This is a genomic window from Niveispirillum sp. FG148, from assembly GCF_057809655.1.
Genome location: NZ_JBMDKJ010000006.1, coordinates 40,049 through 66,167, shown reverse-complemented (window position 1 = coordinate 66,167; position 26,119 = coordinate 40,049). Strand labels below are relative to the sequence as shown.

Here is a 26,119-nt window from a genome sequence, read left to right as displayed (position 1 = left end):
CTCTCAACCACCCTGCAAAACCTTGACGATTTCCACCCGGTCACCGGGGGAAAGGATTGTATCGGCCCAGCGTCCGCGCGGCACGACGCTGTCATTCACGGCCACGGCAATGCCGCGCGCACCCGGATCAATGCCGTCCGCCGCCATGACGGCGGTCAGGGCGTAATCGTCCGGTTCCCGGTTCTTGCCATTCAGGATGATCATCGGCTTGTTCCCTTACGCCGCCTGGGCCGCCGCGAAACGGTCGGCCCCGAAGGCGCGGATGGACGGATCAACACGGCCCGTCAGGATCAGGGAAGATATGGTATCGGCCGTGATCGGGGCCAGCAGGATACCGTTGCGATGGTGGCCCGTGGCCAGCACCAGCCCGTCCAGGCCCGGCGCCAGGCCCAGGATGGGGGCGTCGTCACGGCAGCCAGGGCGGAAGCCCGTCCACATCTCCTTAATGGGCAGTTCCTCCACCCCCGGCAGGGTGCGCCAGGCGGCATCCAGCAGGGCCAGCACGCCGCCCCCCGTCAGCCGGTCGTCGAACCCCTTCTCCTCCGTCGTGGCACCCAGGATCAGGGTGCCATCGGCACGCGGCACCAGATAGATCTTGGGGCCCCAGACGACGCTGGTCAGCAGCGGGTGGGCCGGGTCCATGGACAGCGACATCATCTGGCCCTTCACGGGTCGCACGGGCGGCGGGCTGACCTGTCCCGCAATCTGCCGCGACCAGGCGCCGGCCGCCAGCACCACGATATCGGCCGGCACGCGGCGCTCACCCAGCAGCACACCCGTCACCCGGCCGGCCTGCACATCCAGGCCCGTCACCTCCGCCCCCTCATACAGCCGGGCGCCGGTCTTCTCCAGCGCCACGCGAAGGGCGGCGCAGGTCAGGCGGTTATCCACCTGCCCATCCTTGGGGCTGAACACGCCAGCGGCCGTGCGCGGGTTCAGGAACGGTTCCTTTTCCTTGGCCTGCGCCCCCGTCAGCCAGGTCAGGTCCAGGCCCAGTCCGCGCTGGAATTCGTAATTGGACCGCAGCAGCTCAACCTCGTCCCGCGTGCTGGCAACGACCAGGGTGCCGTCATTGCGCAGGCCCACGGGCAGGCCCGTCAGTGCCTGCAGCTCCGCCGCGAAACCGGGCCAGCGCGCCTGACTGTCCAGGCAGAGCGGCAGCAAGGGCTGTTCCCCCGGCTCTGCCTCCACGCCCGCGGCCAGCATGCCGGCGGCGGCGCGACTGGCAGCCTGGCCCGCCTTGTCGCGTTCGAAGATGTCGACCTGCGCGCCGGCCTGGGCCAGACGCCAGCCGATGCCCATGCCGATGATGCCCCCGCCGATGATGGCGACGCGCGGCTTGTCCACAGGTTTATATGACTTCATTTCCGCCTTCTCCCTTCGCCGGCATGATCCGGATCAGGTTCTATGGGTGTGATCTCAGCCGCCGTCGGTATGACAGCGGCACCCCAGGGTCCATGCGTTATGTCATGGCCCTGTCATGGACGCAATGCAAGGGCTGGATGGCGGGCATGGGCGGCCCCACCCTGTTCGCGCTTGACCCCAAGGCTTTCCGGGCATATTTGCGGCAGAGAGGGATATATTGTCCCACCCCCTTACGCTTTACGCCGGACGAAGGCCCCATGTCGCTGCTGCCCATCATCACCATCCCCGACACCCGGCTGAAGGCCAAGTGCAAGCCGCTCGACAATGTCGACGGGCGCGTGGTCCAGTTGATGGATGACATGCTGGACACGATGTACAAGGCGCCGGGCATTGGTCTGGCCGCGCCGCAGATCGGGTTGCTGGAACGGCTGATCGTGGTCGATGTCAACGACCACAAGACGGAAAAGCCCAACCCGCTGGCCATGGTCAACCCGGAACTGCTGTGGACATCGGACGAACTGGCCGTGACCCAGGAAGGCTGCCTGTCCATCCCGGAAATCTATGCCGAGGTGACGCGGCCCAAGATGGTGCGCGTGCGCTATGTCGACCGCGCCGGCGAAGTGCAGGAGATGGATGCCGACGGCCTGCTGGCCACCTGCATCCAGCACGAGATCGACCATCTGAACGGCGTGCTGTTCATCGACCATCTGTCGTCGCTGAAGCGCAACATGATCCTGCGCAAGTACAACAAGGCGCGGAAGTAACGGGCGGCCGCCCGTTATCAGGGACATACCGGACCAAAGAGGCTCCCCATGCGTCTTGCCTTCATGGGCACGCCCGACTTTTCCGTCGCCATCCTGGATGCGCTGGTCGATGCCGGGCATGAACTGGTGTGCGTCTACAGCCAGCCGCCCCGCCCCGCCGGCCGCGGCCAGCAATTGCAGGCCAGCCCCGTGCATCGCCGGGCAGACGCCCTGGGCATCCAAGTGCGCACGCCCAAAAGCCTGCGCAAGCCCGAGGAACAGGCGGCGTTCGCGGCCCTGGACTTGGATTGCGCCATCGTCGCGGCCTATGGTCTGATCCTGCCGCAAGCCATTCTGGACGCGCCGCGCCTGGGCTGCGTCAATGTCCATGCCAGCCTGCTGCCGCGCTGGCGCGGGGCCGCCCCCATCCAGCGTGCCATCCTGGCCGGCGATGCCGAAACCGGCGTGACAATCATGCAGATGGATGCCGGGCTGGACACGGGCGCCATGCTGCTGACCGAAGCGCTGCCCATCACGGCGCAGATGAACGCCGCCCAGTTGCACGACGCCCTGGCCGAAATGGGCGCCCGCCTGATGGTGGCAGCTCTGCCCGGCCTCAATGACGGCAGCCTGACGCCCGTGCCGCAGCCCGAGGCAGGCGTAACCTATGCCGCCAAACTGTCCAAGGATGAAGGCCGCCTGGACCTGACGCGCCCAGCCGTGGAACTGGACCGGCAGGTGCGCGGCCTGACGCCCTGGCCCGGCACCTGGATCGATCTGGCCAGCGGGGAAAAGCTGAAGGTGCTGGCAGCCGAAGCCGTGGCCGGGTCGGGCGCACCGGGCACCCTGATCGATGCCGGGCCGACCCTGGCCTGTGGTGAAGGTGCCCTGCGTCTGATCCGGGTGCAGCGGCCGGGCAAGGGCCCCGTCGACGGGGCCGCCTTCCTGCGTGGCTTCCCCCATGCCCTTGGGCAGAAGCTGACGGCCTGATGCGCCGCCCCCTGCCCCATCCGCCGCTGCTGTTGATCACCGACAGGCACCAGGCCGGGGGCGATCTGGTTTCGGCGGTGGCGGCCTGTGTGGATGCGGGTTGCCGCTGGGTCAGCCTGCGGGAAAAGGACCTGCCGCGCGACGAGCAATCCGCGCTGCTGACGCTATTGCGCCCTGTGCTGGCGGCCGTGGGCGGGGTGCTGACCATTCATGGCGATCTGGCGCTGGCTGCCCTGTGTGACGGGGTGCATCTGCCCGACGGGGCGGACATCGTCACGGCGCGGGCGATCCTGGGACCGGGGGCTCTGATCGGTGAGTCGTGTCATGACCGGGCCGGTGTGATGGCGGCGGCGCGGGACGGCGCGGATTACGCCACGCTCAGCCCGATCTTCCTGACGGCGTCCAAGCCCGGCTATGGCCCCGCCCTGGGGCCGGCGCCCCTGACCAGCCTGCCCTTGCCCACGCTGGCGCTGGGCGGCGTCGACGCAGCGACCCTGGGGGACTGCATCCGCGCCGGGGCGGCGGGTGCAGCCGTCATGGGCGGGCCCATGCGCGATCCGGGCAGCATGGCGGGCCTGCTGGCGGCCCTGGCTGCGACGGCAGGCCGCGAGGGCGGCGATTGACCGCCGCCCCTGCCTGACCCCATATCAGCGTATCCGTTTTTCCAGCGAATGATCCACCCATGAATGCCGTCGCTTCCGTCCCCGGCCGTCGTGCCGTCGCCAACTGGCTATTGCTGTGCGCCGGCATGGTCTTTGTCATGGCCATCATCGGTGCCATCACGCGCCTGACGGAAAGCGGCCTGTCCATCACCGAATGGAAGCCCATCACGGGCGCCCTGCCGCCCTTGAACGAGGCGCAGTGGATGGCAGAGTTCCAGAAGTACCAGCAGATCCCCGAATATCAGGTGCTGAACCGGGGGATGAGCCTGGAGGAATTCAAGCACATCTTCTTCTGGGAATGGTTCCACCGCCTGTGGGGCCGGCTGATCGGGCTGGTCTTCGCCCTGCCGCTGATCTGGTTCGTGGTCAAGGGACAGGTCAGCCGGTCGATGCTGCCGAAGCTGGTGGGCCTGTTCCTGCTGGGTGGGCTGCAAGGCTTCATCGGCTGGTTCATGGTGCAGTCGGGCCTGTCGGTGCGCACCGATGTCAGCCATTACCGGCTGGCCCTGCATCTGGGCACGGCCCTGATCCTCTATGCCCTGCTGATCCAGGTGGCGCTGGGCCTGCGCCATCCCGACGCCGCGTCACGGCCGGAACGGGCGGGCCTACGCACCCATGGGCTGGCGGCCCTGGCGCTGGTGTCCGTCACCATCGTCTGGGGGGCCTTTGTCGCGGGCCTGGATGCGGGCTTTGCCTATAATACCTGGCCGTTGATGGGGGATGAATTCGCCCCATCAGAAATGTGGAACCTGTCGCCGGCCTGGCTGAACTTCCTGGAAAACACGGCCGCCGTGCAGTTCACCCATCGCTGGCTGGCCATCCTGACGGCCGGTGTGGGCATCGCCTATGCATGGCGCATCGGACAGCGCACGGACCTGCCGGACGTGGCCAAGCGCGCTTCCCTGTGGCTGTCGCTGGGCTTCCTGGGGCAGGTGGTGCTGGGCATCACCACCCTGCTGCATGCTGTCCCCGTGGCCCTGGGTGCCGCCCATCAGGGCGGGGCGCTGGTGGTGCTGGCCCTGCTGATCCGGTCGCTGCACACGCTGCGGCGGTAAGGCGGCCGGTCGGTCGCTGACACATCCGCAATACCAATCCGCCGAGGGTTTGACCCTTGGCGGATTGGAGGCCGACGACCGTCGGCCCGGCGCCCATGCGCCGTTAGCCAAGGCGGCGGATGCCGCCGCCCGGCGCGTGAGGGAACACGACATACCAATCTCCCTTGATCGGTCACGATCAAGGGAGATTGGTATTACACCAGCTTCTTATCCGGCACGCCCCAATGGTGGCAGGCCACGAAATGGCCCGGCGCCTTTTCCTCCAGCACCGGCACGGCGCTGGCGCAGACATCCGATGCCTTGGGACAGCGGGTGCGGAAGACGCAGCCCGAGGGCGGCTTCATGGGGCTGGGCAGGTCGCCGCCCAGCACGATGCGTTCCTTGCCCTTTTCCACATCCGGATCCGGCACCGGCACGGCGGAGATCAGCGCCTGGGTATAGGGGTGCAGCGGTGCTGCATAGATGGCGTCGCGGTCCGCGATCTCCATCACCCGGCCCAGATACAGCACCATGACCCGGTGGCTGACATGACGGACGACGGACAGGTCGTGGCTGATGAACAGCAGCGACAGGCCCATCTCCTTTTGCAGATCCATCAGCAGATTGACGATCTGTGCCTGGATCGACACGTCCAGCGCCGACACCGGCTCGTCGCAGACCACCATCTTCGGCTTCAGGATCATGGCGCGGGCAATGCCGATGCGCTGGCACTGTCCACCGGAGAATTCGTGCGGGTAGCGGTTGATCATCTGCGGCAGCAGACCGACCTTGGCCATCATGTCCTTGACCAGGGCCTTGCGCTCCTCCCTGCCCATCTTGGGGCGGAAGACGGTCAGCGGCTCGGCGATGATGTCGCCGATGGTCATGCGCGGGTTCAGGCTGGCCAGCGGATCCTGGAAGACGATCTGCATCTCCGCGCGCTTCTGGCGCACAACCTCCGCCCCCACACCCGTCAGGTCGGAGCCCATGAACACGACCTGTCCGGCAGTCGGCTTGATCAGCTGCAGGATGGCCCGGCCCAGCGTGGACTTGCCACAACCCGACTCGCCGACAATGCCCAGCGTCTCCCCCTCATCCAGGGTGAAGGAGACGCCGTCCACGGCCTTCAGCGGCGTGTATTGGCCGATCAGCACGCCGCCGGTGCGGATGGGGAAATGGACCTTCAGGTCAGAGACGCGGAGCAGTTCCTTGGACATGGCATCAACTCCGGCAATCAGGCGACGACCAGCGACGGGGCCGCCGGGTCGGTAACAGGGTTCTGAAGACTGAACAGGTGACAGGCCTTGTCATGGCCGGGAGCCACGGCGCGCAGCAGCGGCAGTTCGCTGATGCAGCGGTCATGCACATGGTCGCAGCGTTCCTGGAACGGGCAGCCCTTGGGCAGGCGTTGCAGGTTCGGCGGCTGACCGGGAATGGCGTAGAGCCTCGAAGACCGCACCTCCGTCAGGCGCGGCATGGAGGACAGAAGGCCGGCCGCATAGGGATGGGCGGGTTCATAGAAAATGTCCTGCACCGTGCCGGTTTCCATGAACCGGCCGCCATACATGACCTGCACCTTGTCGCACAGGCCGGCAACGGTTCCCAGGTCATGGGTGATCAGGACGATGGCGGCCCGGGTCACGCGCTTCAGGTCGGCCATCAGGTCCAGGATCTGGGCCTGCACCGTCACGTCCAGCGCCGTCGTCGGCTCGTCTGCGATCAGCAGTTCGGGTTCGCACAGCAGCGCCATGGCGATCATGATGCGCTGGCGCATGCCGCCCGACAATTCATGCGGATACTGGGCCAGACGGCGGGCCGCCTCCGGAATGCGCACCAGGTTCAGCATTTCCAGGGCGCGCTTGACGGCCTGGGCTTCGCTCATGCCCTTGTGCTGGATCAGCACCTCCGTCATCTGCCTTCCGATGCGCAGATGCGGGGTCAGGCTGGTCATGCTGTCCTGGAAGATCATGGCGATCTTGTCGCCGCGAATCTTGTTCAACTGCTTGACCGGCATGCCGATCAGTTCCGTGCCGCGATATTTGGCCGATCCCAGCGCACGGCCATTGCGGGCCAGCAGGCCCATGACCGACATGAAAAGCTGGCTCTTGCCCGACCCGCTTTCCCCGACGATGCCGACGCATTCGCCTTCATTCACATCGAAACTGACGCCATTGACGGCCGACACCTCGCCATCGGGCGTGGCGAAACGGACCGACAGGTCGCGGACTTCCAAAACTGCGGTCATATCCGGCGCCCCTTAGCGGTCCTTCGGGTCCAGCGCGTCGCGCAGACCGTCACCGATGAAATTGAAGCAGAACAGCGTCACCGCCAGGAACAAAGCCGGGAAGATCAGCATGTGCGGGGCGTTTTCCATCTGCGCCGCCCCTTCGGAGATCAGCACGCCCCAGCTGGTCATCGGTTCCTGCACGCCCAAGCCCAGGAAGGACAGGAAGCTTTCCACCAGGATCACCACGGGCACCAGCAAGGTCACGAAGACGATGACGGGGCCGATGACATTGGGGATGATGTGGCGACGGATGATGTTGGGCGTGGACACGCCGGCGGCGCGGGCCGCCTCGATATATTCCTTGCGCTTCACCGACAGGGTCTGGCCGCGCACGATGCGGGCCATGGTCAGCCATTCGACACAGCCGATGGCGGCAAAGACCAGGATGATGTGCCGGCCGAACACCACCACCAGGATGATGACGAAGAACATCAGCGGCATGGAATAAAGCACATCGACGATGCGCATCATGATGCTGTCGATGCGCCCGCCGAAGAAGCCGGCCATGGCACCGTAGATCACACCGATCACCAGGGCCACGAAGGTGGTGACGATCCCCACCATCAACGACACCTTGGCCCCATAGAGCGTGCGGATGAACAGGTCGCGGCCATTGGCATCGGTGCCGAACCAGTGGCTGTTTTCCAGCGTCGGGCCGATGCCGATATAGTCCCAATAGACCTCGTCATAGGCATGCGGCGACAGGACATCGGCGAAGACGGCCATGAAAGCGATGATGCCCAGCACGATCATGCTGGCCACGGCCATCTTGTTCGCAAACAGGCGCCGACGGGCATCCTGCCAGAGCGACCGGCCCTGAACCTCTTCCGCCGCCTTCTCGATCAGCGCCGCCCGTTTGGCGCCGCCGGTGATGTCTTGAACCATCGTCGTCTGCTCTTTCCCTACGACACTATTCCGCGGCCTGGACCTGCGACCGCCGCCAAAGCTGGGTGCAGGGTATTTCCATCAGGTCCGACCAGTGCAGATCGTACCCATATTCCCCAATCGTCACCTGATCGAACCGCGCCGGGTTTTCCCGGATCGGGGCGAAGATGTCGTACCGGTCGATGATGTCGGAGATATCGACGACCGAAACATGGCCGACGTCCCACTCCAACCGGACCTTGAACCCCGGCAAGGTGGTGACGGATTTGATCCGCGGTGTACGCATCCCATCACCTCCTTGTCGGGTTCAGGGCCTGGAACATGGCCAGGATAACATCCTGATTGGTTCTGGCCCAATTCAACAATTCTTCCGGCACCCCCGTCAGCGTCCCGCCCAGGGGCTGGAAGCTGACGGCATGCACGATCACGTCATGGTCGGGGCCGATGATGTGGAAATGCGGCGGTGGATGGTCACCCGGCCCATAGACCGACAGCTTCCATTTCCCTTCCCGCCGCAAAGTCGGCATCGCCTGTCCCCCACTCGACGGGACCTTACTCCCACCCGCAGCTCTTGCCCTCGTTCTGCTTGTCCAGCCATTCCTTCAGCGGCGCGAAATAGGCCAGCATGGCCGACGCATCCATCTGCTCGGTGCCGGTGAAGGCCTTCAGCGCCTCCGGCCAGGGCTTGGACGCGCCCATTTCCAGCATGGCGTTGAAACGCTTGCCAACTTCTTCATTGCCGGCGATGGAGCAGCGGTGCAGCGGACCCGTGAAGCCGGCCTGATCGCAGGCCGCCTTGTGGAACTGGAACTGCAGGATGCGGGCCAGGAAATAGCGCACATAGGGCACGCTGGTCGGCACATGGTTCTTGGCGCCCGGATCGAAATCGGCCGCCGTGCGCTCCACGGGCGACGACACGCCCTGATACTTGGTGCGCAGGTCCCACCAGGCCTTGTTGTAATCCTCCGGCTTGATGTTGCCGTTGAAGACGTTCCAGCGCCACTTGTCGATCAACAGGCCGAAGGGCAGGAAGGCCACCTTGTCCATGGCCTGCTGCAACAGCAGCGGGATATCGCCCTCGGTCGAGGGTTCCTTGTCCAGCAGGCCCAGCTTGACCAGATAGCCCGGCGTCACCGACAGGGCGATGAAATCGCCGATGGCCTCATGGAAGCCGTCATTGGCGCCGTTGCGGAACAGGGTCGACTGGGCCTTGTAGGCGCGCTGATAGATGTTGTGGCCCATCTCGTGATGGACGGTCTGGAAATCGTCGCCATTCACGCGCATGCACATCTTGATGCGGATATCGTCCTTGTCGTCGATATCCCAGGCGGACGCATGGCACACGACCTCGCGGTCGCGCGGGCGGGTCAGCTGCGAGCGTTCCCAGAAGGTCTGGGGCATGGGCTGGAAGCCCAGACCCGTGAAGAAGCCTTCCGCCGACTTCGTCATCTTGATCGGATCATAGCCGGCCTTGGTCAGCAGGCCCGTCACATCGACATTGGCGGCGGCCTTCTTCGGCGCCACGATGTCATAGATGTTGCCCCATTCCTGGGCCCACATATTGCCCAGCAGGTGGGCCGGGATCGGCTTGTCCTGCGGCACCACGTCGGTGCCATACTTCTCGCCCAGCTTGCCGCGGGCGTAGCAGTGCAGGGCGGTGTAGAGCGGCTTCACCTGGCCCCACAGCCGGTCGGCCTCCGCCTCGAACGCTTCGGGCGCCATGTCATAGCCCGACCGCCACAGCACGCCGGCATCCGGCAGCCCCAGCTCCTTGGCGCCGATATTGGCGATCTCCACCTCGCGCTGGTACAGCGGCTTCATCTCCTGCCCGACCTTGTGCCAACCGGCCCACAGGCGCTTCAACTCCTTCTCATCGCGCGACGAGCGGAAGATGTCATCGATCTCGTCCAGCGTCTTGCAATCGCTGCCATCCTCGCGGCAGACCTTGCCCGTCGCATAAAGCTCACCCAGCTTGCTGTCGAGTTCGGCCAGTTCCTTGTTCAGCTTGGGATCGACCGGCGACGGCAGCGCCGTTTCCAGGCGCAGCAGGTTCAGCTTGCGGGCCGCGTCGGCCGGCAGGTCCAGGCCCACGAAACGCTTGCTTTCCGCCGTCAGACGGGCGACCAGCGCGCTGTATTCGGAACCGGCATCGGCCGCCAGCTTCAGCGTGTCAGGCGTGATGTGGGTGTTCTGCACCCAGGAGATGCGCGAGGTCTTTTCCCGCGCGGCCCCCAGTTCGGCCTCGGCCTTGGCGACGAAGGCCACCGCCTCCTCCACCGTGGGCTTCGCGGCCTGGGCTTCCTTCTTGTCGCCGCCCTGCGGCCCGCAGGCTGCCAGGATGACCAGCGCGCTGATGGCGACGCCGGCTCGCAGATGATGGGTGATGCGCATGGGTCCAAGTCCTTTGCTGAACTGGCGGTTTCTTTGCTGAACGGATTGTTCTTGTTGAGAAAAAGGTCAGTCGTAACGGACGCGCGGGTCCATCAGGCCATAGACCAGATCGACAGCCAGGTTCATCAGCACGATCAGGCTGCCATAGGTGATGACGGTGCCCATCACCAGCGTATAGTCGCGGTTGATGGCGCCCTGCACGAAATAGCGGCCAATGCCCGGCAGGCCGAAAATCTGTTCGATCACCACCGACCCCGTCACCAGACCGGCGATGGCGGGCCCCAGATAGGAGATGACGGGCAGCAGCGCCGCGCGCAGCGTGTGGCGCGTGATGATCACATGCTCCGGCAGGCCCTTGGCATGGGCCGTGCGCACGAAGTTGGACCGCAGCACCTCCACCATGCCGCCACGGGTCAGGCGACTGATGATGGCGATCTGCGGCAGGGACAGGGCGATGACAGGCAGCACAAGATTGCGCACCGACCCCTCGCCCAGCCCAGCCACGGGCAGCCAGCCCAGATAGATGCCGAAGACCAGGGTCAGCAGCGGCGCCATGACGAAATTGGGAATGGTGATGCCGATCATGGCAAAGCCCATGATCGTATAGTCCGACTTGGTATTCTGGCGCATGGCGGCGATGATGCCCAGCGTGCAGCCAATGATGACAGCCAGCGTGATGGCCGACAGGCCCAGGCGTAGTGAGACGGGGAAGCCGGTGCTGATCAATTCGGAGACGGTGAAGTCCTTATAGGTGAAGGACGGCCCGAAATTGCCCTGCAGCGCCTTGCCCAGATACAGAACGAACTGCTGCCATACCGGCTTGTCCAGATCATAGGACGCCTTCAGGTTCGCCTCGATCTCCGGCGGCAGGACCCGTTCGCTGTCGAACGGCCCGCCCGGTGCCGAATGCATCAGGAAAAACGACAGGGCCACGATCACCAGCAATGTCGGGATCGCTTCCAGCAGGCGCCGGACGGTGTAAGACAGCATCGATAAGGTTCCTCCATCGCGCCTTCCGTCCGGCATGGTAGCAGCCATGCAACGAACGCATCCCGCGCGGACGGCATGACATCTCTGTGAAAATGCCGCCCCTGTCAACCATGCCCGGGCAAAAGAGATATTATTTCAAGATCGGGGGCAGGGGGTAGCCGTTCACCAATCAGTGGGGCGCAGTTTGGGCAATTTTCAGGCCCGGTCCAAACACTATGCCTGCGGAGCAAGGGGGGTGTAGTGTAGCTTGACGCTATCCAATCCGGTGGAAGCCGGTGCTGATCCGAAACGTCATTCATAAGGGTCTGCGCCGGTTGATGGAGGAAGACGATACCAGCGGGTTGCCGGCCGCCGCAGTTCCCAAGCTCATCCGCATGCTCTCCTTCCTGCAGGATATGGAAAGGGAAGATGAGTTGCTGGCGGTACCCAGTTGGAAGGCCCATCGGTTGACGGGGGACCGCAAAGGAACCTGGAGCCTGCACGTCACCAAGAACTGGCGTTTGACCTTCGCAATCGACCGGGCGGAGGTGGAGATCATCGACCTGGACTATGTGGACCATCATTAGGAGTGTTCCATGAACGCCATCGCCGGCATTCGCCTGAAGAGCCCCGCCCATCCGGGGAGTTTCATCCGGCATGAGGTCATCGAGCCCCTCAACCTGACTGTGACGGCCGCCGCCAGCATCCTGGGCGTGACGCGGGCAGCCTTGTCCACGCTTCTGAACGAGCGGGCGCAGCTTTCGCCGGAAATGGCCCTGCGGTTGGAGAAGGCCTTCGGCATCTCCATGGACACGTTGATGCGCATGCAGAACAGCTACGATATCGCCCAGACCCGCAAGCGTGCCGCCGAGATTAAGGTGGAACGCTATCAGGTTGCCGATGGCGGCCAGGGAACGGTGGAACCTAATTAAGATCGTTTCGCAACAGACCCCTACCTTGATCGAAATGTGCGAAAATGGGGGGCTGATCCCCCCAAGCCGCCCTTTCCCCGCATCGCAAAAAGCGCTAAACCACGCACCGAAAACGCCATCCTGGCGGATTGACGGTCCCGGACGCTGGAGCCGGGGCGAGATGCGGTCTGCCGTTTACCCCGCGACCCCGTTGGAGGAGTCACCCCCCGATGTCCACGACCACCGGCCATGACAGCCTGAAGACCCGCCGCACGCTCACCGTCGGCGGCAAGTCCGTTGATTATTTCAGCATTCCCGAAGCGGAGAAGGCCGGCCTGGGCGACGTGTCGCGCCTGCCCTTCTCGATGAAGGTGCTGCTGGAGAACCTGCTGCGCTTCGAAGACGGGCGCACGGTGAGTGTTGACGACGTCAAGGCTGTCGCCCAGTGGCTGGTCGACAAGCGCTCCGACCGCGAGATCGCCTATCGTCCCGCCCGCGTGCTGATGCAGGATTTCACGGGCGTGCCCGCCGTCTGCGATCTGGCCGCGATGCGCGAAGCCATGGTGGCGCTGGGTGGTGACCCGACCAAGATCAACCCGCTGACGCCTGTCGATCTGGTCATCGACCATTCGGTCATGGTCGATGCCTTCGGCACGCCGCAGGCGTTTGACGAGAATGTGGAGCTGGAATTCCAGCGCAATGGCGAACGTTACGAGTTCCTGCGCTGGGGCCAGAAGGCCTTCAACAATTTCCGCGTTGTGCCGCCGGGCACCGGCATCTGCCACCAGGTGAACCTGGAATATCTGGCCCAGACCGTGTGGACGGACGTGGACCAGTCGGGCGCCACCGTGGCCTATCCGGACACGCTGGTCGGCACCGACAGCCACACCACCATGGTCAACGGCATGGCCGTGCTGGGCTGGGGCGTGGGCGGTATCGAGGCGGAAGCCGCGATGCTGGGCCAGCCCATCTCCATGCTGATCCCGGAAGTCGTCGGCTTCAAGCTGACCGGCAAGCTGCGTGAGGGCGCCACGGCCACCGATCTGGTGCTGACCGTCACCCAGATGCTGCGCAAGAAGAAGGTGGTGGGCAAGTTCGTCGAGTTCTATGGCCCCGGCCTGGACGCGCTGACCCTGGCCGACCGTGCGACGATCGCCAACATGGCCCCGGAATATGGCGCCACCTGCGGCATTTTCCCGATCGACGCCGAGACGATCCGCTTCCTGCACTTCACCGGCCGCGACGCCGACCGCGTGGCGCTGGTCGAGGCCTATGCCAAGGCCCAGGGCATGTGGCGCGATGCGTCCTCGCCCGATCCGGTCTTCACCGATACCCTCGAACTGGATCTGGATTCGGTCGAGCCGTCGCTGGCCGGCCCGAAGCGCCCGCAGGACCGCGTGCTGCTGTCCAACGTCACCAAGGAGTTCGGCGAATTCCTGGCCACCGACGTTGCCGGCCGCCCCGTCAGCCAGCCGACCGACGTTGCCGGTGCCGATTACAAGCTGGATCACGGCCATGTCGTGATCGCCGCCATCACGTCCTGCACGAACACTTCCAACCCGTCGGTGCTGTTCGCCGCCGGTCTGGTCGCCAAGAAGGCGGTTGAGCTGGGCCTGAAGACCAAGCCGTGGGTGAAGCCCTCGCTGGCGCCTGGGTCCCAGGTCGTGACCGACTATCTGAACGCCGCCGGCCTGTCCCCGTACCTGGACCAGTTGGGCTTCAATCTGGTCGGCTATGGCTGCACCACCTGCATCGGCAATTCCGGTCCGCTGCCGGACCCGATCGCCGCTGCCGTTGACGCGGGCAAGCTGACCGTTGCGTCCGTCCTGTCGGGCAACCGCAACTTCGAAGGCCGCGTGTCCCCGCAGGTCCGCGCCAACTACCTGGCGTCCCCGCCGCTGGTGGTGGCCTATGCCCTGGCCGGCACGCTGCACCTGGACATCTCCAAGGACCCGATCGGCACCGGCAAGGACGGCCAGCCCGTCTTCCTGAAGGACATCTGGCCGACGAACAAGGAGATCGAGGACACGATCGCCCAGTTCCTGACGCGCGAAATGTTCGTCAGCCGCTATGCCAACGTGTTCCTGGGGCCAGAGCAGTGGCAGAAGATCAAGACCGTCGAGGGCATGACCTACAAGTGGGACGACAAGTCGACCTACGCAAAGCGTCCGCCGCTGTTCGATGGCATCACCATGAATCCGGGCTCCGTGTCCGACGTGAAGGGTGCCCGCGCACTGGCCATCCTGGGCGACAGCATCACCACCGACCACATCTCGCCGGCAGGTAACATCAAGAAGACCAGCCCGGCCGGTGAATATCTGCTGGAAAACGGCGTCACCGTCGCCGACTTCAACAGCTACGGCGCCCGCCGCGGCAACCACGAAGTCATGATGCGCGGCACCTTCGCCAATATCCGCATCAAGAATGAGATGCTGGACGGCGTCGAAGGCGGCCTGACCAAGTATGTGCCGACCGGCGAAGTGATGCCGATCTACACCGCGTCCATGAAGTATCAGGCCGAGGGCACGCCGCTGGTGGTGTTCGCCGGTCAGGAATATGGCACGGGTTCGTCGCGCGACTGGGCCGCCAAGGGCACCCGCCTGCTGGGCGTGTCCGCCGTCATCGCCGAAAGCTTCGAGCGTATCCACCGGTCCAATCTGGTCGGCATGGGCATCCTGCCCTTGCAGTATCCGGCCGGCGTGAACCGCCACACCCTGAAGCTGGACGGCACCGAGACCTTCGACATCGAAGGCGTGGAAGCCGGCCTGAAGCCGCACATGGACCTGAAGCTGACCATCACCCGCGCCGACGGGTCGACGGAAGTGGTCAACCTGTTCTGCCGTATCGATACGCTGGACGAGGTCGACTATTTCAAGAATGGCGGCATCCTGCAGTACGTGCTGCGCAACCTGGCGGCCCCGGCCGCCGCTGCGGAGTAAGGATGGGTCTCCGCCGCCGGGGTGACCCGGCGGCGGTTCCAGCAAAAAGGCCCGGCGGATCGCTCCGCCGGGCCTTTTTTTGTTGTGGCGCCTGCATTTCGAGCTGGCAGATTTTTGGATTACAGCTGCCTATTCCCGGCAGCGTCGGGTAGCGTCTCCGTTTGAAACTTGAGAGCGGCACCAGGCATGGTGCCGTGCCTCCTCACAGTTCCCAATCCCGATCCCGGATTTCCTGTCGCCGTTCCTGCATCCCCGGCTCCGCCGCCCAACGCCGGGGATTTCCGCACATCCAACAGCTACAAGACGCCAGATTATCGGCAACCTTTTGCGGGAACTCGCTGCACGGGTAAACGCGGGTGGCCTTGGCGACCATGCGCGCACGGTCGTGCCTGCGGCGCGCCCGCTTCATATCCTTGAACATCGTGCCTCTCCAAGCTCGATGCCCCGGCGCGTGTCGCCCAAAGGTGGGCGGCGCTGCCGGGGCTATCGTATCTTGGAAGAGGGGGCTGGGGCGCTAATCATGGGCGTATTATAGCCGCTGCCTGAAGTGGCGTCACCCCACCTGATCTCCCCGCAGCGGCGGCCCCGCGGCCACCAGTTCCGCCGCCTCTGCATCGGTGAACACGCGCGAGCGGGTCAGGAAGCGCATGCCTTCCGGGGCTTCCAGGGAGAAGCCGGCGCCACGACCGGGGACGGCGTCGATGATCAGCTGGGTATGTTCCCAATATTCAAACTGGGCGGCGCCGATGAAGACGCGGGCGCCATGGATGTCCCCCAGATAGACATCCCGGCTGCCCACCTTGAACTCGCCCGCCTGATAGCACATGGGCGCCGACCCGTCGCAGCAGCCGCCCGACTGATGGAACATCAAGGGTCCGTGGACGGCGCGCAGCTTGTCGATCAGGGCCTCGGCGGCGGCTGTGGACAGGACACGGGGCACCATCATCTCGCTCCTTCAGGCTCGAAAAGAAAGTGGCGGATGGCGTCGTTCAACGCCACCCGCCATTGAAGTTTTCATGCGGAGGAAAACGATAACAGGGATTCCCGGCGAAGGGAGGCCAACCACCGGGAACCCGCAGCCACCCATCAGAAGAAGCCCAGGGCCTTCGGGCTGTAGCTGACCAGCAGGTTCTTGGTCTGCTGGTAATGGTCCAGCATCATCTTGTGCGTCTCACGCCCGATGCCCGACTGCTTGTAGCCACCGAAGGCCGCATGGGCCGGGTACAAATGGTAGCAGTTGGTCCAGACACGGCCGGCCTGGATGTTGCGGCCAAAGCGATAGGCGCGGCTGCCGTCGCGGGTCCAGACACCGGCGCCCAGGCCATAGAGCGTGTCATTGGCAATGGAAAGCGCCTCTTCCTCGCCCCGGAACTTCGTCACCGCCAGGACGGGGCCGAAGATTTCTTCCTGGAAGACGCGCATCTTGTTATGGCCTTCCAGAACGGTCGGCGTGACGTAATAGCCCGATGACAGTTCGCCGCCCAGGTCTGCGCGGCCGCCGCCGGTCAGGACCTTGGCCCCTTCACCCCGGCCGATATCGATATAGGACAGGATCTTTTCCAGTTGGTCGTTCGACGCCTGCGCGCCGATCATGGTGCTGGGGTCCAGCGGGCTGCCCTGCTTCACCTTCTGCACCCGCGCGATGGCCTTTTCCATGAACCGGTCATAGATGCGTTCATCCACCAGGGCGCGGGACGGGCAGGTGCAGACCTCCCCCTGGTTCAGCGCGAACATGGCGAAGCCTTCCAGCGCCTTGTCCAGGAAGTCGTCATCTTCCGCCATCACATCGCCGAAGAAGATGTTCGGCGACTTGCCGCCCAGTTCCAGCGTGACGGGGATCAGGTTTTCCGATGCGTACTGCATGATCAGGCGGCCGGTGCTGGTCTCGCCCGTGAACGCGATCTTGGAGATCCGCTTGTTGGTGGCCAGCGGCTTGCCCGCTTCGATGCCGAAGCCGTTGACCACGTTCAGCACGCCCGGCGGCAGCAGGTCACCGATGATGTCCATCAGCACCATGATGCCCATGGGCGTCTGTTCGGCCGGCTTCAGCACGACGCAATTGCCGGCGGCGATGGCCGGGGCCAGCTTCCAGGCGGCCATCAGGATGGGGAAGTTCCAGGGGATGATCTGGCCGACCACGCCCAGCGGTTCATGGAAATGATAGGCGACCGTGTCATGGTCGATCTCCGCCAGGCTGCCTTCCTGCGACCGGATGCAGGCCGCGAAATAGCGGAAATGGTCGATGGCCAGCGGAATGTCGGCGGCCGTCGTCTCCCGGATGGGCTTGCCATTGTCGATGGTTTCGGCCAGGGCCAGCAGGTCCAGGCGCTGTTCCATGCGGTCGGCGATCCTGTTCAGGACGCCGGCGCGCTCAGCGGCAGAGGCACGGCCCCACTTGTCCTTGGCCTTGTGGGCAGCGTCCAGCGCCAGCTCGATATCCTCTGCCGTCGACCGGGCCACGCGGCAGAAGACGGTGCCGGTGACGGGGGAGACATTGTCGAAATACTGGCCCCGCACGGGGGGCACCCATTCGCCGCCGATGAAATTGTCGTAGCTGGCGCGGATGGCGATGCTGGATTTCAGCTTTTCGATGGCCTGGTGCAGCACGGGCGGGGTCTCCCATAGGTCGGTTATGGACGCCCACAGCAGCGTCCGGATCGACCCCAACGGTGCGCCCGGCCCCGGTCCTGGTAAATTGGACTTTGTGCCAAGAACGGACGTCGGACGGACTACCCCTGACACCATGGTGCAATTGCGGACATCCCCCGATCCGGCTTTTCAATGGTGAAAATTCACCCGCAAAACCAAGGGGTTCCGCGATGATGAAGTCCCTCAGCCTGTCGGCAGTTGTTCTTCTTTCCCTGGGCGCCGGCGCCCTGCCCGCCCATGCCGCCACGCATGAGGTGAAGATGCTGAACGGTGCCAATGGCACCATGCATTTCGACCCCGCCATGCTGACCGTGGCACCGGGCGACACGGTGCGCTTCCTGCCCACCAGCCCCAGCCACAATGCCGAGGCCATCAAGGGCATGCTGCCCGATGGCGTGCAGCCCTTTGTCGGCAAGATGAATGAGGAGATCAGCGTCACCTTCGACCAGCCCGGCCTGTACGGGTACAAATGCAAGCCGCATTACGCCATGGGCATGGTCGGCGTCATCATCGTGGGCGACCCGGTCAATGCCGACGCGGCAAAGGCCGTGAACCATCCGGCCAAGGCCAAGGAACTGCTGGCCTCTCTGCTGGCGAAGGTCGGGGGCTGATCCACCCCGTCGCACCAAAGTGCAATGGCTGGTGTTGCGGGCGGGGCCTAGCCTTACCGCCGACCGTCGGGGGCGATGATGCACCGGTTCTGCCTGCTTCTGCTCTGCTGCTGCCTGCTGCTGATGCCGGCCGCCCGTGCCGCCGGCATTGGGGAGGAGGAACTGGCGCGCCTGCTGCCCGATGGCTACAGCCTGGGCCCGCGCGACAGGGAGGTGCCGGCCTGGCCGCTGATCAAGGCGGGCATGGTCGCCGGCTATATCTTTGAGACCGGTGCCCTGACGCCCATTCCGGGCTTTTCCGGCACGCCCATGAACCTGCTGGTCTCCATGGACGATACGGGCCGGCTCCTGGATGTGCAGATCCTGTCACAGCATGAACCGGTGTTCGTCGATGGTCTCGGCCCCCAGCCCTTCGCCGATTTCCTGACCCAGTATCGCGGCCGGACCATCCGCCAGAACATCAAGATCGGCAGCCAATATGGCGCGTCCGATCGGCAGGGCAGCACATCCGTGACCCTGGACGGGGTCGCCAAGGCCACGGCCAGCCTGCGTATCGCCAACCTGACCATTCTGGGGGCGGCCACCAAGGTGGCGCAGGTGAAGATGGCCGCCATCGCGCCCAAGCCCAAATCCACCCCCCGCCCCGACCGGGATATGGTGATGGACTGGGCCACCCTGCTGGACCGGGGCTATGTCCGGCCCCTGCATCTGAGCAACCGGGCCGTGGAGGACGCCTTTCACGGCACCGGCTTCGCCGGCCTGGACCCGGACGGGCTGGCGGACCCCGACGGCACCTTCATCGACCTGTGGGTCGCCTATCTGAACAGCCCCGGCATCGGCCGGTCATTGCTTGGCGATACCCAATATGAACAGCTGCGCGCCCGGTTGCAGCCGGGGGAAGAGGCGCTGCTGGTCCTGTCGCGCGGGCGCTACGCCTATATCGGGCCGGATTTCGTGCCGGCCACGGTGCCCGACCGGCTGGCCGTCAGCCAGGGCGGCTTCCCCGTCAATATCCGCGACATGGTGCATGATTACACCCTGACGCCCGGCCTGCCGCCCGTGGATGATGTGCGCCTGTTCCGCATCGACGGGTCAGCTGCCTTCGACCCCGCCAGCCCCTGGACCCTGTCGCTGCGCGTGATCCGATCCAAGGGCGTGATCCGGCCCGATCAGGAAATCCGCGACTTCCCCCTGGATTATGCCTTGCCCGCCGACCTGTTCCTGGCGCCCGTGGTGGTGGCACCGACACCGGAATGGCTGCTGGCCTGGGGCGCGCGGGTACCGGAACTGTCGGTGCTGGGGCTGATGCTGCTGGGCCTGACGGGCGGGCTGATCGCACAGGTCCGGCTGTCGCGGCGGGAACGGCTGTTCTATGGCGTCCGGCTGGGCTTTCTGGCGGCCACATTGGGTTTCATCGGCGTCTATGCGCAAGGTCAGCTATCCATCGTCACCGTGCTGGGGCTGGTGAAGGGCGCGCGCACCGGTCTGGATTTCAGCTTCCTGCTCTATGATCCCATTTCCCTGCTGCTGTGGGCCTATGTCGCCGTCACCGCCATCGTCTGGGGGCGCGGCACCTTCTGCGGCTGGCTGTGCCCGTTCGGCGCCCTGCAGGAATTTGCCGATGTGCTGGGCCGGCTGCTGCGCCTGCCCGTGCTGAAGCTGCCGGGCCGGCTGGATGGACGGCTGGTGCTGGTCAAATACGCGGTGCTGGCCGTGCTGGTCGGCGTAGCCCTGCTGGTGCCGACCCAGGCGGAAAAGGCGGCGGAGGTGGAACCGTTCAAGACGGCCGTCACCCTGACCTTCATCCGCGACCTGCCCTTTGTGATCTATGCCGGGTTCTGGCTGCTGCTGGGCACGGTGATGTTCAAGCCCTTCTGCCGCTATGTCTGTCCGCTGGGCGCCTTCCTGGCGCTGGCGGGGCGGTTGCAGCTGCTGGACTGGATCCCGCGCCGGCCAGCCTGTGGCAGCCCCTGCCAGCTGTGCACGGCCCGCTGCCGGTACAGGGCCATCCGCCGCGACGGATCCATCCGCTATGACGAATGTTTCCAGTGCCTGGACTGTGTGGGCATCTATGCCGACAAGGGGCGCTGCGTGCCGCTGGTCGTCGCTGCAAAGCACGGGGCCGGGGCCGCCGCCCGCATCGGGGCCAGGGGAAGTGATACCCATGCCACCTGACAAACCCCTATCCCGCCGCCGTGTCCTGCGCCTGGCCGGTGTCGCCCTGGCCGGGGCCAGCATCGCCGCCTGGCAGCACCAGCCCGCCCCCGTCATCTGGACGGGCCAGGCCATGGGCGGGCCGGCCAGCCTGACCCTGCATGGCGTGGCTCCGGACGCCGCCCGGATGCTGATCGGGCAGGTCGTGGCCCTGGTGGACGCGATGGAGGATCTGTTCAGCCTGCACCGGCCCGACAGCGCCCTGTCGCGGCTGAACCGCACCGGTGTTCTGTCAGACGCGGGAGTGGATTTCACAGACCTGCTGGGCCGGGCGCTGACTATGGCTGCCGCCACGGATGGCGCCTTCGACCCCACGGTGCAGCCGCTCTGGGACCTGTACCGCACCGGCACGGTGGCGGCGGGGGCGCTGGCCGCCGTCCGGGACCAAGTGGGCTGGCGGCGGGTGCGGGTGGATGGCGACCGCATCACCCTGCCGCCCGGCATGAGCCTGACCCTGAACGGCATCGCCCAGGGCTATATCACCGACAAGGTGGTGGGCCTGCTGGCGGCCCATGGCATCGGCCATATGCTGGTCGATATGGGCGAACCGCGCGGCATCGGCCGGCGCGACGATGGCAGCGACTGGCATCTGGGCATTGCCGACCCGGCTGATGCGGCCCGGCTGCTGGCCACAGTGCCCGTGTCGGGCCGGGCACTGGCCACATCGGCCCCGCGCGGCACCCTGGTCGATGCCGGGGGCCGCTTTGGCCATATTTTCGATCCCGCCACGGGACGACCGGCCACGGGCTGGACCCAGGTCAGCGTCGCCGCGGCCGAAGCCACAACCGCCGATGCCCTGTCCACCGCCATCGCCGCCGCCCCCGTGGAGCGGGCGGCATCCTTGCTGCGGGCGGGTGGCGGAGAACGGGCCTGGCTTCTGTCAGCCGCAGGCGACTGGCAGATGATCAACACCCCGTAGGTCGCGGGAGAGCGCCAGCGACCTACGGAATTTCTGCTACACCATCTCCGTCACCAGCTTGCCCAGCAGCACCCCGGCAAAGGCGTCCAGATCATCGGCCGTGCGGACAAAGGCCCCACGCCCGGCAATGACGCTCTCCCCATAATAGGTTTCCAGCCAGTCATATTCGTTGAGGATGGCCAGGGCATTCACCGTGACATTGGCCCCGGCCGCATAGCCGCGGGCCGAGCGCGGATCGGTGCCGGCATTGCTGAACCCGTTGGAGACAATGTCGATGGTGCGTCGGTCCGTGCGATAAGGCGCATTGTCCAGCACGGCCACGGCCTGGACCACGGCATCACCCAGCGCCGTCGATCCGCCCATGGCCACGCCGGGGGCGGCGTCGATGGCGGCGGCAAAGCCCTCGCAGTCCGCCCCGCTGCGCAGCACCCGCCAGGGGACCAGCGTGGTCAGGCTCTGTGGCCCCGCGAACTGGGCCAGCATGATAGCCACGCCGTCGCTGCTGCGCCCGATGGCCTGTTCCACGGCCTTGTTACGCAAGGCGGCGGCATGGCCGCGCAACTGGAAATCCAGCAATCCCCTGTCGATGCTGGCCGACGCGTCCACGGCCATCAGCAGCGCCACATCCACGCGCGGCAAGGCGGGTGCGGCCAGGGCAGCAGGCACGGCCGGCAGGGCGGCCAACCCCGTCAGGATGGAACGGCGCGACAGAAGGGTCACTTGGTTGCTCGGGGCCTCCGCCCACGTCTGGCCACCCTCAGCGCAGGGCGTGCCGCAGGATTTTCACCATGACGGTGGGCAGCGCTTCGTCACCCAGCGCGTCCGGGGCAACCCAGACCAGATCCGCCCCGGCGCCGGCACCGGCTACCCGGCCCATCACCACGCCAATCTCGAACTCGAAATGGGTGAAAGTATGACGGACCTGACCCGGCAGCGATGACCAGGCGATCCCCGGCAGCGGCGCATGGGCAACACCCGCCGGCAGGCTGGGCAAAGGGGCGGCTTCCCACGGGGTCGTCGGCACCTCCATCATCCCGCCCAGCAGGCCCTTTTCCGGACGGCGGCGCAGGGCGACATGGCCGCGCCCGTCGGTCAGGACGAAGGCCAGCGCCCGTCGCACGGGCTTGGCGGCCTTCGCCAGCTTGGCCGGCAGATCGTCGGCGATGCCCAGGCGGCGCGCGGCACAGGCATCGGCCCAGGGGCACAGGATGCAGCGCGGCTTGCGCGGGGCGCAGATGGTGGCGCCCAGGTCGAACAGGGCCTGGGTGTAATCACCCGGCCGGCGGTCGGGCACCAGGGCGGCAGCATGGGCGCGCAGCGTGGGCTTTGATCCGGGCAGCGGGTCGGTCACGGCATGCAGCCGGGCCATTACCCGTTCGACATTGCCATCCATGGCCGTGGCCGGCTTGTCAAACGCGATGGCCAGCACGGCGGCCGCCGTATAGGCCCCGATGCCGGGCAGGGACAGCAGGCCTTCCTCGCTGTCCGGGAAGCGGCCGCCATGGTCGCGCGCCACGGCTTGCGCGCATTTGTGCAGGTTGCGGGCCCGCGCGTAATAGCCCAGCCCCGCCCAGGCGCGCAGCACATCATCCAGATCGGCCGCCGCCAGATCGGCGACCGTGGGCCAACGGCCCAGAAAAGCCTGGAAATAGGGGCCGACGGTGGCCACCGTCGTCTGCTGTAACATGATTTCCGACAGCCAGACTCGGTAGGGGTCGGCCACCTGCCCCGGCGCCGACCGCCAGGGCAGCACGCGTCGATGCCGGTCGTACCAGGCCAGAAGACGGGCCGGCAGGTCGGCGGACTGGCCGGCGGCCGTACTTTCTGCTTTCATGGCAGCTTCAGGGGAAGATCGGACGGACATGAAAGAACCCAGTGGTTACGGACCGCAACGGCTTGGACGTACATTGAATTCCATCGCCGGCAAGGCGCTGGGCAAGGACGGGCTTGCCTTCGGTGCCCTGCTGACCGACTGGGCCGCCATCGTCGGCAGCCGTCTGGCCGAACAGACGGGCCCGCTGAAGCTGGTCTTCCCGGCCGGCCGGCGGGAGAATGCCGTCCTGCATATCCGCGTGTCCAGTGCTGCCGCCCTGCTGGTCCAGCATGAAGAGCCGCAGATCCTGGAGAAGATCAACGCCTTCATGGGCTGGCGCGCCGTGGCCCGGCTGAAACTGGTGCATGCAGGCCCCGCCCTGCCGCAGAAGAACTATGCCATGAAGCCGCTGAAACGGCTGGACCCGGTACAGGAAGCGACCCTGAACGCCGCCACCGCCCCCATCGAGAATGAGGAATTGCGCGCCGTGCTGGAACGGCTGGGCCGCGCGGTGGCCGGGTAGGCCTGTGACACCGGTCGGGCTTGCGGTCGTTCCAGCCTGTCCATGATGGCGCTTTCAACCTGTCATCACATCCGCGTCCGCCAATGCGCCCGGACGGACCTTGCCGTCCGGTCCGCGAACCCCCATTGTAAGATGCAAGCGGCCCCGTACAGGGGACGATGGAAGGGTAAAACGCGTGGCCGTCCAGCGGTTGCTTGTCCTGGTCCTGAGCTTGTTCATGCTGCTGGTACCGCCAGCGGTGGCCCATGGGCTTGACCTGATCCCGGCAGTCCCCGTCGCCAACCAGCTGCAGTCCCCCGCCACACCCGTTGACCCTGCCCAAAGCCAGGATGACGAGGCAAATGCCATCGTTCTGGCCGCATCGCCAGAACTCCCCATTCCCACCGGTGACGATGACGGAGCCGGCGGTGGCGGGTTCGATGCAGCGACCCCTTCCTGTCATGACAAATTCACGCCTGCTGCGCCGGAAGCCCGCCTCTATCATGCGGGCCAGCCGGTCAAGGTTGCGCATCGGCCGTGGTCGACGGGTCCTCCCCAGGCCTGACGGCCTCCGTCCATCCAATTGAAAAGACAAGATTTATATATGCGCGGCAATTTTAATTTGCCGCACAGGATCTTTATTTTGATTTATTTGAGTATAGAAAATAATCTATGAATTTTTATTTTAGATTCTATTTGACAAAATTGGCATCTCTGACCATGCTTATTTCGTCCTGTCATTATTCATGCAGGATCCAACTGCCAAGACTTAGAAACCCGCCCTTGCTTCCGCAGGGGCGGGCTTTTTTGTTCCCCATCGCCAGAGCGGCGATGCCCATGCTAATACCGGTGACGCGGAACACCGGGCCACCGGTACGCAATTGACGGCAGTTCGGGGCGTGGGGGCCCTTCTCGCGATGGAAATGTTTTTTGAAATGTCGTTCTGGAATGCCCTGTGGCAGGTCATCCTGATCGACATCGTGCTGGCCGGCGACAATGCCATCGTCGTCGGCATGGCGGCGGCCGGCGTGGCCGCGCAACAGCGCACGAAGGTGATCTTCTGGGGCATCGCGGCGGCCGTCGTGCTGCGCATCATCTTCGCCCTGCTGACGACGCAGCTGCTGGACATTGTCGGCCTGACGCTGGCCGGCGGCATCCTGCTGCTCTGGGTCTGCTGGAAGATGTGGCGCGAGATCAGGCAGCAGAAGGGCGAGGATCTGGGGGCCGAGGTCGCGGACGAGGCCGTGAACCCCGTCGATGACAATCCGGCTGCTGAAAAGCTGCCCGCCAATGGCGGCAAGACGGTCGGTCAGGCGATCATGCAGATCATCATCGCCGACGTGTCCATGTCACTGGACAATGTGCTGGCCGTGGCCGGTGCCGCGCATGAGCACCCGGAAGTGCTGATCCTGGGTCTGGCCATGTCCGTGGCCTTCATGGGGGCGGCCGCGACAGCCATCGCCAAGCTGCTGTCCCGCTTCCACTGGATCGCCTATGTCGGTCTGGCCGTGATCTTCTATGTGGCCATCAACATGATCATCGCCGGGGGCGAGCAGGTGCTGCCCCTGGTCGGGCGTCTGGCCGGCTGATCCTGGCGGGGGCGTTTACGCCCCCAACTCCTCCACCCCGGCGGGCGAAAGCCGGAACACCCGGTCCTGCGGCACCGGCAGACGATAGGCCGTGTCCGGATCCTGGCCCGCATAGTGGGCGCGCAGGATGCGGCCGCTCATGCCATGGGAAATGGCGATGGTCGGGGCCGCGACATCGGCCACAAAGCCCAGCAGCCGCGCCCGCACCCCATCATAGCGCTCACCATTGGGGGCATGGAACTGCCAGCCATGGGGGCCATGGGCGGCCAGCCAGGGGTTTGCCGCCTCGATCTCCGTCCGCGTCATACCTTCCCAATCACCGAACGACACCTCCGCCAGCCGCGCATCCAGCGTGACGGGCAGGTCCAGATGGCGGTTGATGATGCGCGTCGTCGCCTGCGTGCGGCCCAGCGGGCTGGATACCAGCCGAACCGCGTCGCGTCCGCCCGGCAGGGTGCCGATCAACCGCGCCAGAATGCGGCCCACCTGATCGGCCTGCACGCGGCCGGTTTCCGTCAGGTCGCTGTCCATCTGCCCCTGACAGCGGCCTTCCACGTTCCAATGCGTCTGGCCGTGACGGACCAGCAGGATGGGATGATCCGCAATGACGCGGCGTTCCAGAATCATGTCCATGGACTGCACCCGC

General features: G+C 65.5%; 27 protein-coding genes and 1 riboswitch. Of the genes, 13 read left to right on the top strand and 14 right to left on the bottom strand.

Annotation, left to right across the window (positions count from 1 at the left end):
• Window positions 1-3: 3 nt before the first annotated feature.
• Window positions 4-204 carry a sulfur carrier protein ThiS gene (gene thiS, locus ACODTW_RS08540; RefSeq protein WP_488945546.1) on the bottom strand — a complete coding sequence of 67 codons (201 nt, stop codon included), beginning with the start codon at window positions 202-204 and terminating at the stop codon, window positions 4-6.
• 12 nt (window positions 205-216) lie between these two features.
• Window positions 217-1,365: a glycine oxidase ThiO gene (gene thiO / locus ACODTW_RS08535; protein ID WP_488945545.1), complete on the bottom strand. Its 1,149-nt coding sequence runs from the start codon at window positions 1,363-1,365 to the stop codon at window positions 217-219.
• A riboswitch (TPP riboswitch) is annotated at window positions 1,359-1,459 on the bottom strand. (Overlaps the previous gene by 7 nt.)
• Before the next feature lie 163 nt (window positions 1,460-1,622).
• On the opposite strand from thiO, the gene def reads away from it, so the two are divergent.
• Genes def through ACODTW_RS08515 form a run of 4 tightly spaced genes read left to right on the top strand, consistent with a single transcriptional unit; the run spans window position 1,623 to window position 4,815 of the window.
• A complete protein-coding gene (def, locus tag ACODTW_RS08530; protein WP_488945544.1) occupies window positions 1,623-2,129 on the top strand; it encodes a peptide deformylase in 507 nt (168 codons plus the stop codon).
• Between the two features lie 48 nt (window positions 2,130-2,177).
• Window positions 2,178-3,098 carry a methionyl-tRNA formyltransferase gene (gene fmt, locus ACODTW_RS08525; protein ID WP_488945543.1) on the top strand — a complete coding sequence of 307 codons (921 nt, stop codon included), beginning with the start codon at window positions 2,178-2,180 and terminating at the stop codon, window positions 3,096-3,098.
• Window positions 3,098-3,721, top strand: coding sequence for a thiamine phosphate synthase (locus ACODTW_RS08520; RefSeq protein ID WP_488945542.1), 624 nt, complete (start codon window positions 3,098-3,100; stop codon window positions 3,719-3,721). The genes fmt and ACODTW_RS08520 overlap by 1 nt, the downstream gene beginning before the upstream one ends.
• Window positions 3,722-3,780: 59 nt before the next feature.
• On the top strand, window positions 3,781-4,815 hold the full coding sequence (locus tag ACODTW_RS08515; RefSeq protein WP_488945541.1) for a COX15/CtaA family protein: 1,035 nt from the start codon (window positions 3,781-3,783) through the stop codon (window positions 4,813-4,815).
• Between the two features lie 194 nt (window positions 4,816-5,009).
• Here the strand turns inward: ACODTW_RS08515 and ACODTW_RS08510 are convergent, their stop codons facing one another.
• The 7 genes from ACODTW_RS08510 to oppB form a co-directional block, all read right to left on the bottom strand.
• Window positions 5,010-6,011, bottom strand: a complete 1,002-nt coding sequence (locus ACODTW_RS08510) for an ABC transporter ATP-binding protein (RefSeq protein ID WP_488945540.1) — start codon at window positions 6,009-6,011, stop codon at window positions 5,010-5,012.
• A 17-nt stretch (window positions 6,012-6,028) separates the two neighbouring features.
• Window positions 6,029-7,039, bottom strand: coding sequence for an ABC transporter ATP-binding protein (locus ACODTW_RS08505; RefSeq protein WP_488945539.1), 1,011 nt, complete (start codon window positions 7,037-7,039; stop codon window positions 6,029-6,031).
• Between the two features lie 12 nt (window positions 7,040-7,051).
• On the bottom strand, window positions 7,052-7,966 hold the full coding sequence (locus ACODTW_RS08500; protein ID WP_488945538.1) for an ABC transporter permease subunit: 915 nt from the start codon (window positions 7,964-7,966) through the stop codon (window positions 7,052-7,054).
• A 25-nt stretch (window positions 7,967-7,991) separates the two neighbouring features.
• Window positions 7,992-8,252 carry a DUF2442 domain-containing protein gene (locus tag ACODTW_RS08495; RefSeq protein WP_488945537.1) on the bottom strand — a complete coding sequence of 87 codons (261 nt, stop codon included), beginning with the start codon at window positions 8,250-8,252 and terminating at the stop codon, window positions 7,992-7,994.
• A gap of 4 nt (window positions 8,253-8,256) precedes the next feature.
• The gene (locus ACODTW_RS08490; protein WP_488945536.1) at window positions 8,257-8,493 is read right to left on the bottom strand and encodes a hypothetical protein; all 237 of its coding nucleotides are present in this window, start codon (window positions 8,491-8,493) and stop codon (window positions 8,257-8,259) included.
• A 25-nt stretch (window positions 8,494-8,518) separates the two neighbouring features.
• A complete protein-coding gene (locus ACODTW_RS08485; RefSeq protein WP_488945535.1) occupies window positions 8,519-10,357 on the bottom strand; it encodes a M2 family metallopeptidase in 1,839 nt (612 codons plus the stop codon).
• A 66-nt stretch (window positions 10,358-10,423) separates the two neighbouring features.
• Window positions 10,424-11,347 carry an oligopeptide ABC transporter permease OppB gene (gene oppB, locus ACODTW_RS08480; protein ID WP_488945534.1) on the bottom strand — a complete coding sequence of 308 codons (924 nt, stop codon included), beginning with the start codon at window positions 11,345-11,347 and terminating at the stop codon, window positions 10,424-10,426.
• Between the two features lie 275 nt (window positions 11,348-11,622).
• Between oppB and ACODTW_RS08475 the strand changes: the two genes are divergently transcribed.
• The 3 genes from ACODTW_RS08475 to acnA all read left to right on the top strand — a co-directional run bounded on the left by ACODTW_RS08475 (window position 11,623) and on the right by acnA (window position 15,176).
• Window positions 11,623-11,913, top strand: a complete 291-nt coding sequence (locus ACODTW_RS08475; protein WP_488945533.1) for a type II toxin-antitoxin system RelE/ParE family toxin — start codon at window positions 11,623-11,625, stop codon at window positions 11,911-11,913.
• Window positions 11,914-11,922: 9 nt separating this feature from the next.
• Window positions 11,923-12,258, top strand: coding sequence for a HigA family addiction module antitoxin (locus ACODTW_RS08470; protein ID WP_488945532.1), 336 nt, complete (start codon window positions 11,923-11,925; stop codon window positions 12,256-12,258).
• A 209-nt stretch (window positions 12,259-12,467) separates the two neighbouring features.
• Complete coding sequence (gene acnA / locus ACODTW_RS08465) at window positions 12,468-15,176, top strand: aconitate hydratase AcnA (protein ID WP_488945531.1); 2,709 nt, start codon at window positions 12,468-12,470, stop codon at window positions 15,174-15,176.
• Window positions 15,177-15,729: 553 nt separating this feature from the next.
• On the opposite strand, the gene ACODTW_RS08460 is transcribed toward acnA, so the two are convergent.
• Together ACODTW_RS08460 and adh are read right to left on the bottom strand one after the other, a co-directional pair.
• Window positions 15,730-16,119: a DUF779 domain-containing protein gene (locus ACODTW_RS08460; RefSeq protein WP_488945767.1), complete on the bottom strand. Its 390-nt coding sequence runs from the start codon at window positions 16,117-16,119 to the stop codon at window positions 15,730-15,732.
• 143 nt (window positions 16,120-16,262) lie between these two features.
• Complete coding sequence (gene adh, locus ACODTW_RS08455) at window positions 16,263-17,783, bottom strand: aldehyde dehydrogenase (protein WP_488945530.1); 1,521 nt, start codon at window positions 17,781-17,783, stop codon at window positions 16,263-16,265.
• Between the two features lie 212 nt (window positions 17,784-17,995).
• On the opposite strand from adh, the gene ACODTW_RS08450 reads away from it, so the two are divergent.
• From ACODTW_RS08450 to ACODTW_RS08440, 3 genes are all read left to right on the top strand, one after another.
• Complete coding sequence (locus ACODTW_RS08450; protein WP_488945529.1) at window positions 17,996-18,436, top strand: pseudoazurin; 441 nt, start codon at window positions 17,996-17,998, stop codon at window positions 18,434-18,436.
• A gap of 78 nt (window positions 18,437-18,514) precedes the next feature.
• On the top strand, window positions 18,515-20,611 hold the full coding sequence (locus ACODTW_RS08445; RefSeq protein ID WP_488945528.1) for a 4Fe-4S binding protein: 2,097 nt from the start codon (window positions 18,515-18,517) through the stop codon (window positions 20,609-20,611).
• Window positions 20,601-21,569: an FAD:protein FMN transferase gene (locus ACODTW_RS08440; RefSeq protein WP_488945527.1), complete on the top strand. Its 969-nt coding sequence runs from the start codon at window positions 20,601-20,603 to the stop codon at window positions 21,567-21,569. The genes ACODTW_RS08445 and ACODTW_RS08440 overlap by 11 nt, the downstream gene beginning before the upstream one ends.
• Before the next feature lie 36 nt (window positions 21,570-21,605).
• Here ACODTW_RS08440 and ACODTW_RS08435 read toward each other — a convergent pair whose 3' ends face one another.
• Window positions 21,606-22,289: a DUF1194 domain-containing protein gene (locus tag ACODTW_RS08435; protein WP_488945526.1), complete on the bottom strand. Its 684-nt coding sequence runs from the start codon at window positions 22,287-22,289 to the stop codon at window positions 21,606-21,608.
• A gap of 37 nt (window positions 22,290-22,326) precedes the next feature.
• The gene (mutY, locus tag ACODTW_RS08430) at window positions 22,327-23,403 is read right to left on the bottom strand and encodes an A/G-specific adenine glycosylase (protein ID WP_488945525.1); all 1,077 of its coding nucleotides are present in this window, start codon (window positions 23,401-23,403) and stop codon (window positions 22,327-22,329) included.
• Between the two features lie 28 nt (window positions 23,404-23,431).
• Between mutY and ACODTW_RS08425 the strand changes: the two genes are divergently transcribed.
• The 3 genes from ACODTW_RS08425 to ACODTW_RS08415 all read left to right on the top strand — a co-directional run bounded on the left by ACODTW_RS08425 (window position 23,432) and on the right by ACODTW_RS08415 (window position 25,473).
• Window positions 23,432-23,905: a DUF721 domain-containing protein gene (locus ACODTW_RS08425; RefSeq protein WP_488945524.1), complete on the top strand. Its 474-nt coding sequence runs from the start codon at window positions 23,432-23,434 to the stop codon at window positions 23,903-23,905.
• A 211-nt stretch (window positions 23,906-24,116) separates the two neighbouring features.
• Window positions 24,117-24,449, top strand: coding sequence for a hypothetical protein (locus tag ACODTW_RS08420; protein WP_488945523.1), 333 nt, complete (start codon window positions 24,117-24,119; stop codon window positions 24,447-24,449).
• A gap of 370 nt (window positions 24,450-24,819) precedes the next feature.
• On the top strand, window positions 24,820-25,473 hold the full coding sequence (locus ACODTW_RS08415; RefSeq protein WP_488945522.1) for a TerC family protein: 654 nt from the start codon (window positions 24,820-24,822) through the stop codon (window positions 25,471-25,473).
• A 15-nt stretch (window positions 25,474-25,488) separates the two neighbouring features.
• Here the strand turns inward: ACODTW_RS08415 and ACODTW_RS08410 are convergent, their stop codons facing one another.
• Window positions 25,489-26,106, bottom strand: a complete 618-nt coding sequence (locus ACODTW_RS08410) for a histidine phosphatase family protein (RefSeq protein WP_488945521.1) — start codon at window positions 26,104-26,106, stop codon at window positions 25,489-25,491.
• Between the last annotated feature and the right edge of the window lie 13 nt (window positions 26,107-26,119).

Coding starts and splice junctions, on each gene's coding strand:
- ACODTW_RS08410 (WP_488945521.1), bottom strand. CDS start 26,106: ATGGACATGATTCTGGAACGCCGCGTCATTGCGGATCATCCCATCCTG.
- thiS (WP_488945546.1), bottom strand. CDS start 204: ATGATCATCCTGAATGGCAAGAACCGGGAACCGGACGATTACGCCCTG.
- oppB (WP_488945534.1), bottom strand. CDS start 11,347: ATGCTGTCTTACACCGTCCGGCGCCTGCTGGAAGCGATCCCGACATTG.
- ACODTW_RS08460 (WP_488945767.1), bottom strand. CDS start 16,119: ATGGTGCCCCGTGTCCTGTCCACAGCCGCCGCCGAGGCCCTGATCGAC.
- ACODTW_RS08500 (WP_488945538.1), bottom strand. CDS start 7,966: ATGGTTCAAGACATCACCGGCGGCGCCAAACGGGCGGCGCTGATCGAG.
- ACODTW_RS08425 (WP_488945524.1), top strand. CDS start 23,432: ATGAAAGAACCCAGTGGTTACGGACCGCAACGGCTTGGACGTACATTG.
- acnA (WP_488945531.1), top strand. CDS start 12,468: ATGTCCACGACCACCGGCCATGACAGCCTGAAGACCCGCCGCACGCTC.
- ACODTW_RS08415 (WP_488945522.1), top strand. CDS start 24,820: ATGTCGTTCTGGAATGCCCTGTGGCAGGTCATCCTGATCGACATCGTG.
- mutY (WP_488945525.1), bottom strand. CDS start 23,403: ATGAAAGCAGAAAGTACGGCCGCCGGCCAGTCCGCCGACCTGCCGGCC.
- def (WP_488945544.1), top strand. CDS start 1,623: ATGTCGCTGCTGCCCATCATCACCATCCCCGACACCCGGCTGAAGGCC.
- ACODTW_RS08450 (WP_488945529.1), top strand. CDS start 17,996: ATGATGAAGTCCCTCAGCCTGTCGGCAGTTGTTCTTCTTTCCCTGGGC.
- thiO (WP_488945545.1), bottom strand. CDS start 1,365: ATGAAGTCATATAAACCTGTGGACAAGCCGCGCGTCGCCATCATCGGC.
- ACODTW_RS08510 (WP_488945540.1), bottom strand. CDS start 6,011: ATGTCCAAGGAACTGCTCCGCGTCTCTGACCTGAAGGTCCATTTCCCC.
- ACODTW_RS08515 (WP_488945541.1), top strand. CDS start 3,781: ATGAATGCCGTCGCTTCCGTCCCCGGCCGTCGTGCCGTCGCCAACTGG.
- ACODTW_RS08495 (WP_488945537.1), bottom strand. CDS start 8,252: ATGCGTACACCGCGGATCAAATCCGTCACCACCTTGCCGGGGTTCAAG.
- ACODTW_RS08505 (WP_488945539.1), bottom strand. CDS start 7,039: ATGACCGCAGTTTTGGAAGTCCGCGACCTGTCGGTCCGTTTCGCCACG.
- ACODTW_RS08520 (WP_488945542.1), top strand. CDS start 3,098: ATGCGCCGCCCCCTGCCCCATCCGCCGCTGCTGTTGATCACCGACAGG.
- ACODTW_RS08470 (WP_488945532.1), top strand. CDS start 11,923: ATGAACGCCATCGCCGGCATTCGCCTGAAGAGCCCCGCCCATCCGGGG.
- ACODTW_RS08445 (WP_488945528.1), top strand. CDS start 18,515: ATGCACCGGTTCTGCCTGCTTCTGCTCTGCTGCTGCCTGCTGCTGATG.
- ACODTW_RS08485 (WP_488945535.1), bottom strand. CDS start 10,357: ATGCGCATCACCCATCATCTGCGAGCCGGCGTCGCCATCAGCGCGCTG.
- ACODTW_RS08490 (WP_488945536.1), bottom strand. CDS start 8,493: ATGCCGACTTTGCGGCGGGAAGGGAAATGGAAGCTGTCGGTCTATGGG.
- fmt (WP_488945543.1), top strand. CDS start 2,178: ATGCGTCTTGCCTTCATGGGCACGCCCGACTTTTCCGTCGCCATCCTG.
- ACODTW_RS08440 (WP_488945527.1), top strand. CDS start 20,601: ATGCCACCTGACAAACCCCTATCCCGCCGCCGTGTCCTGCGCCTGGCC.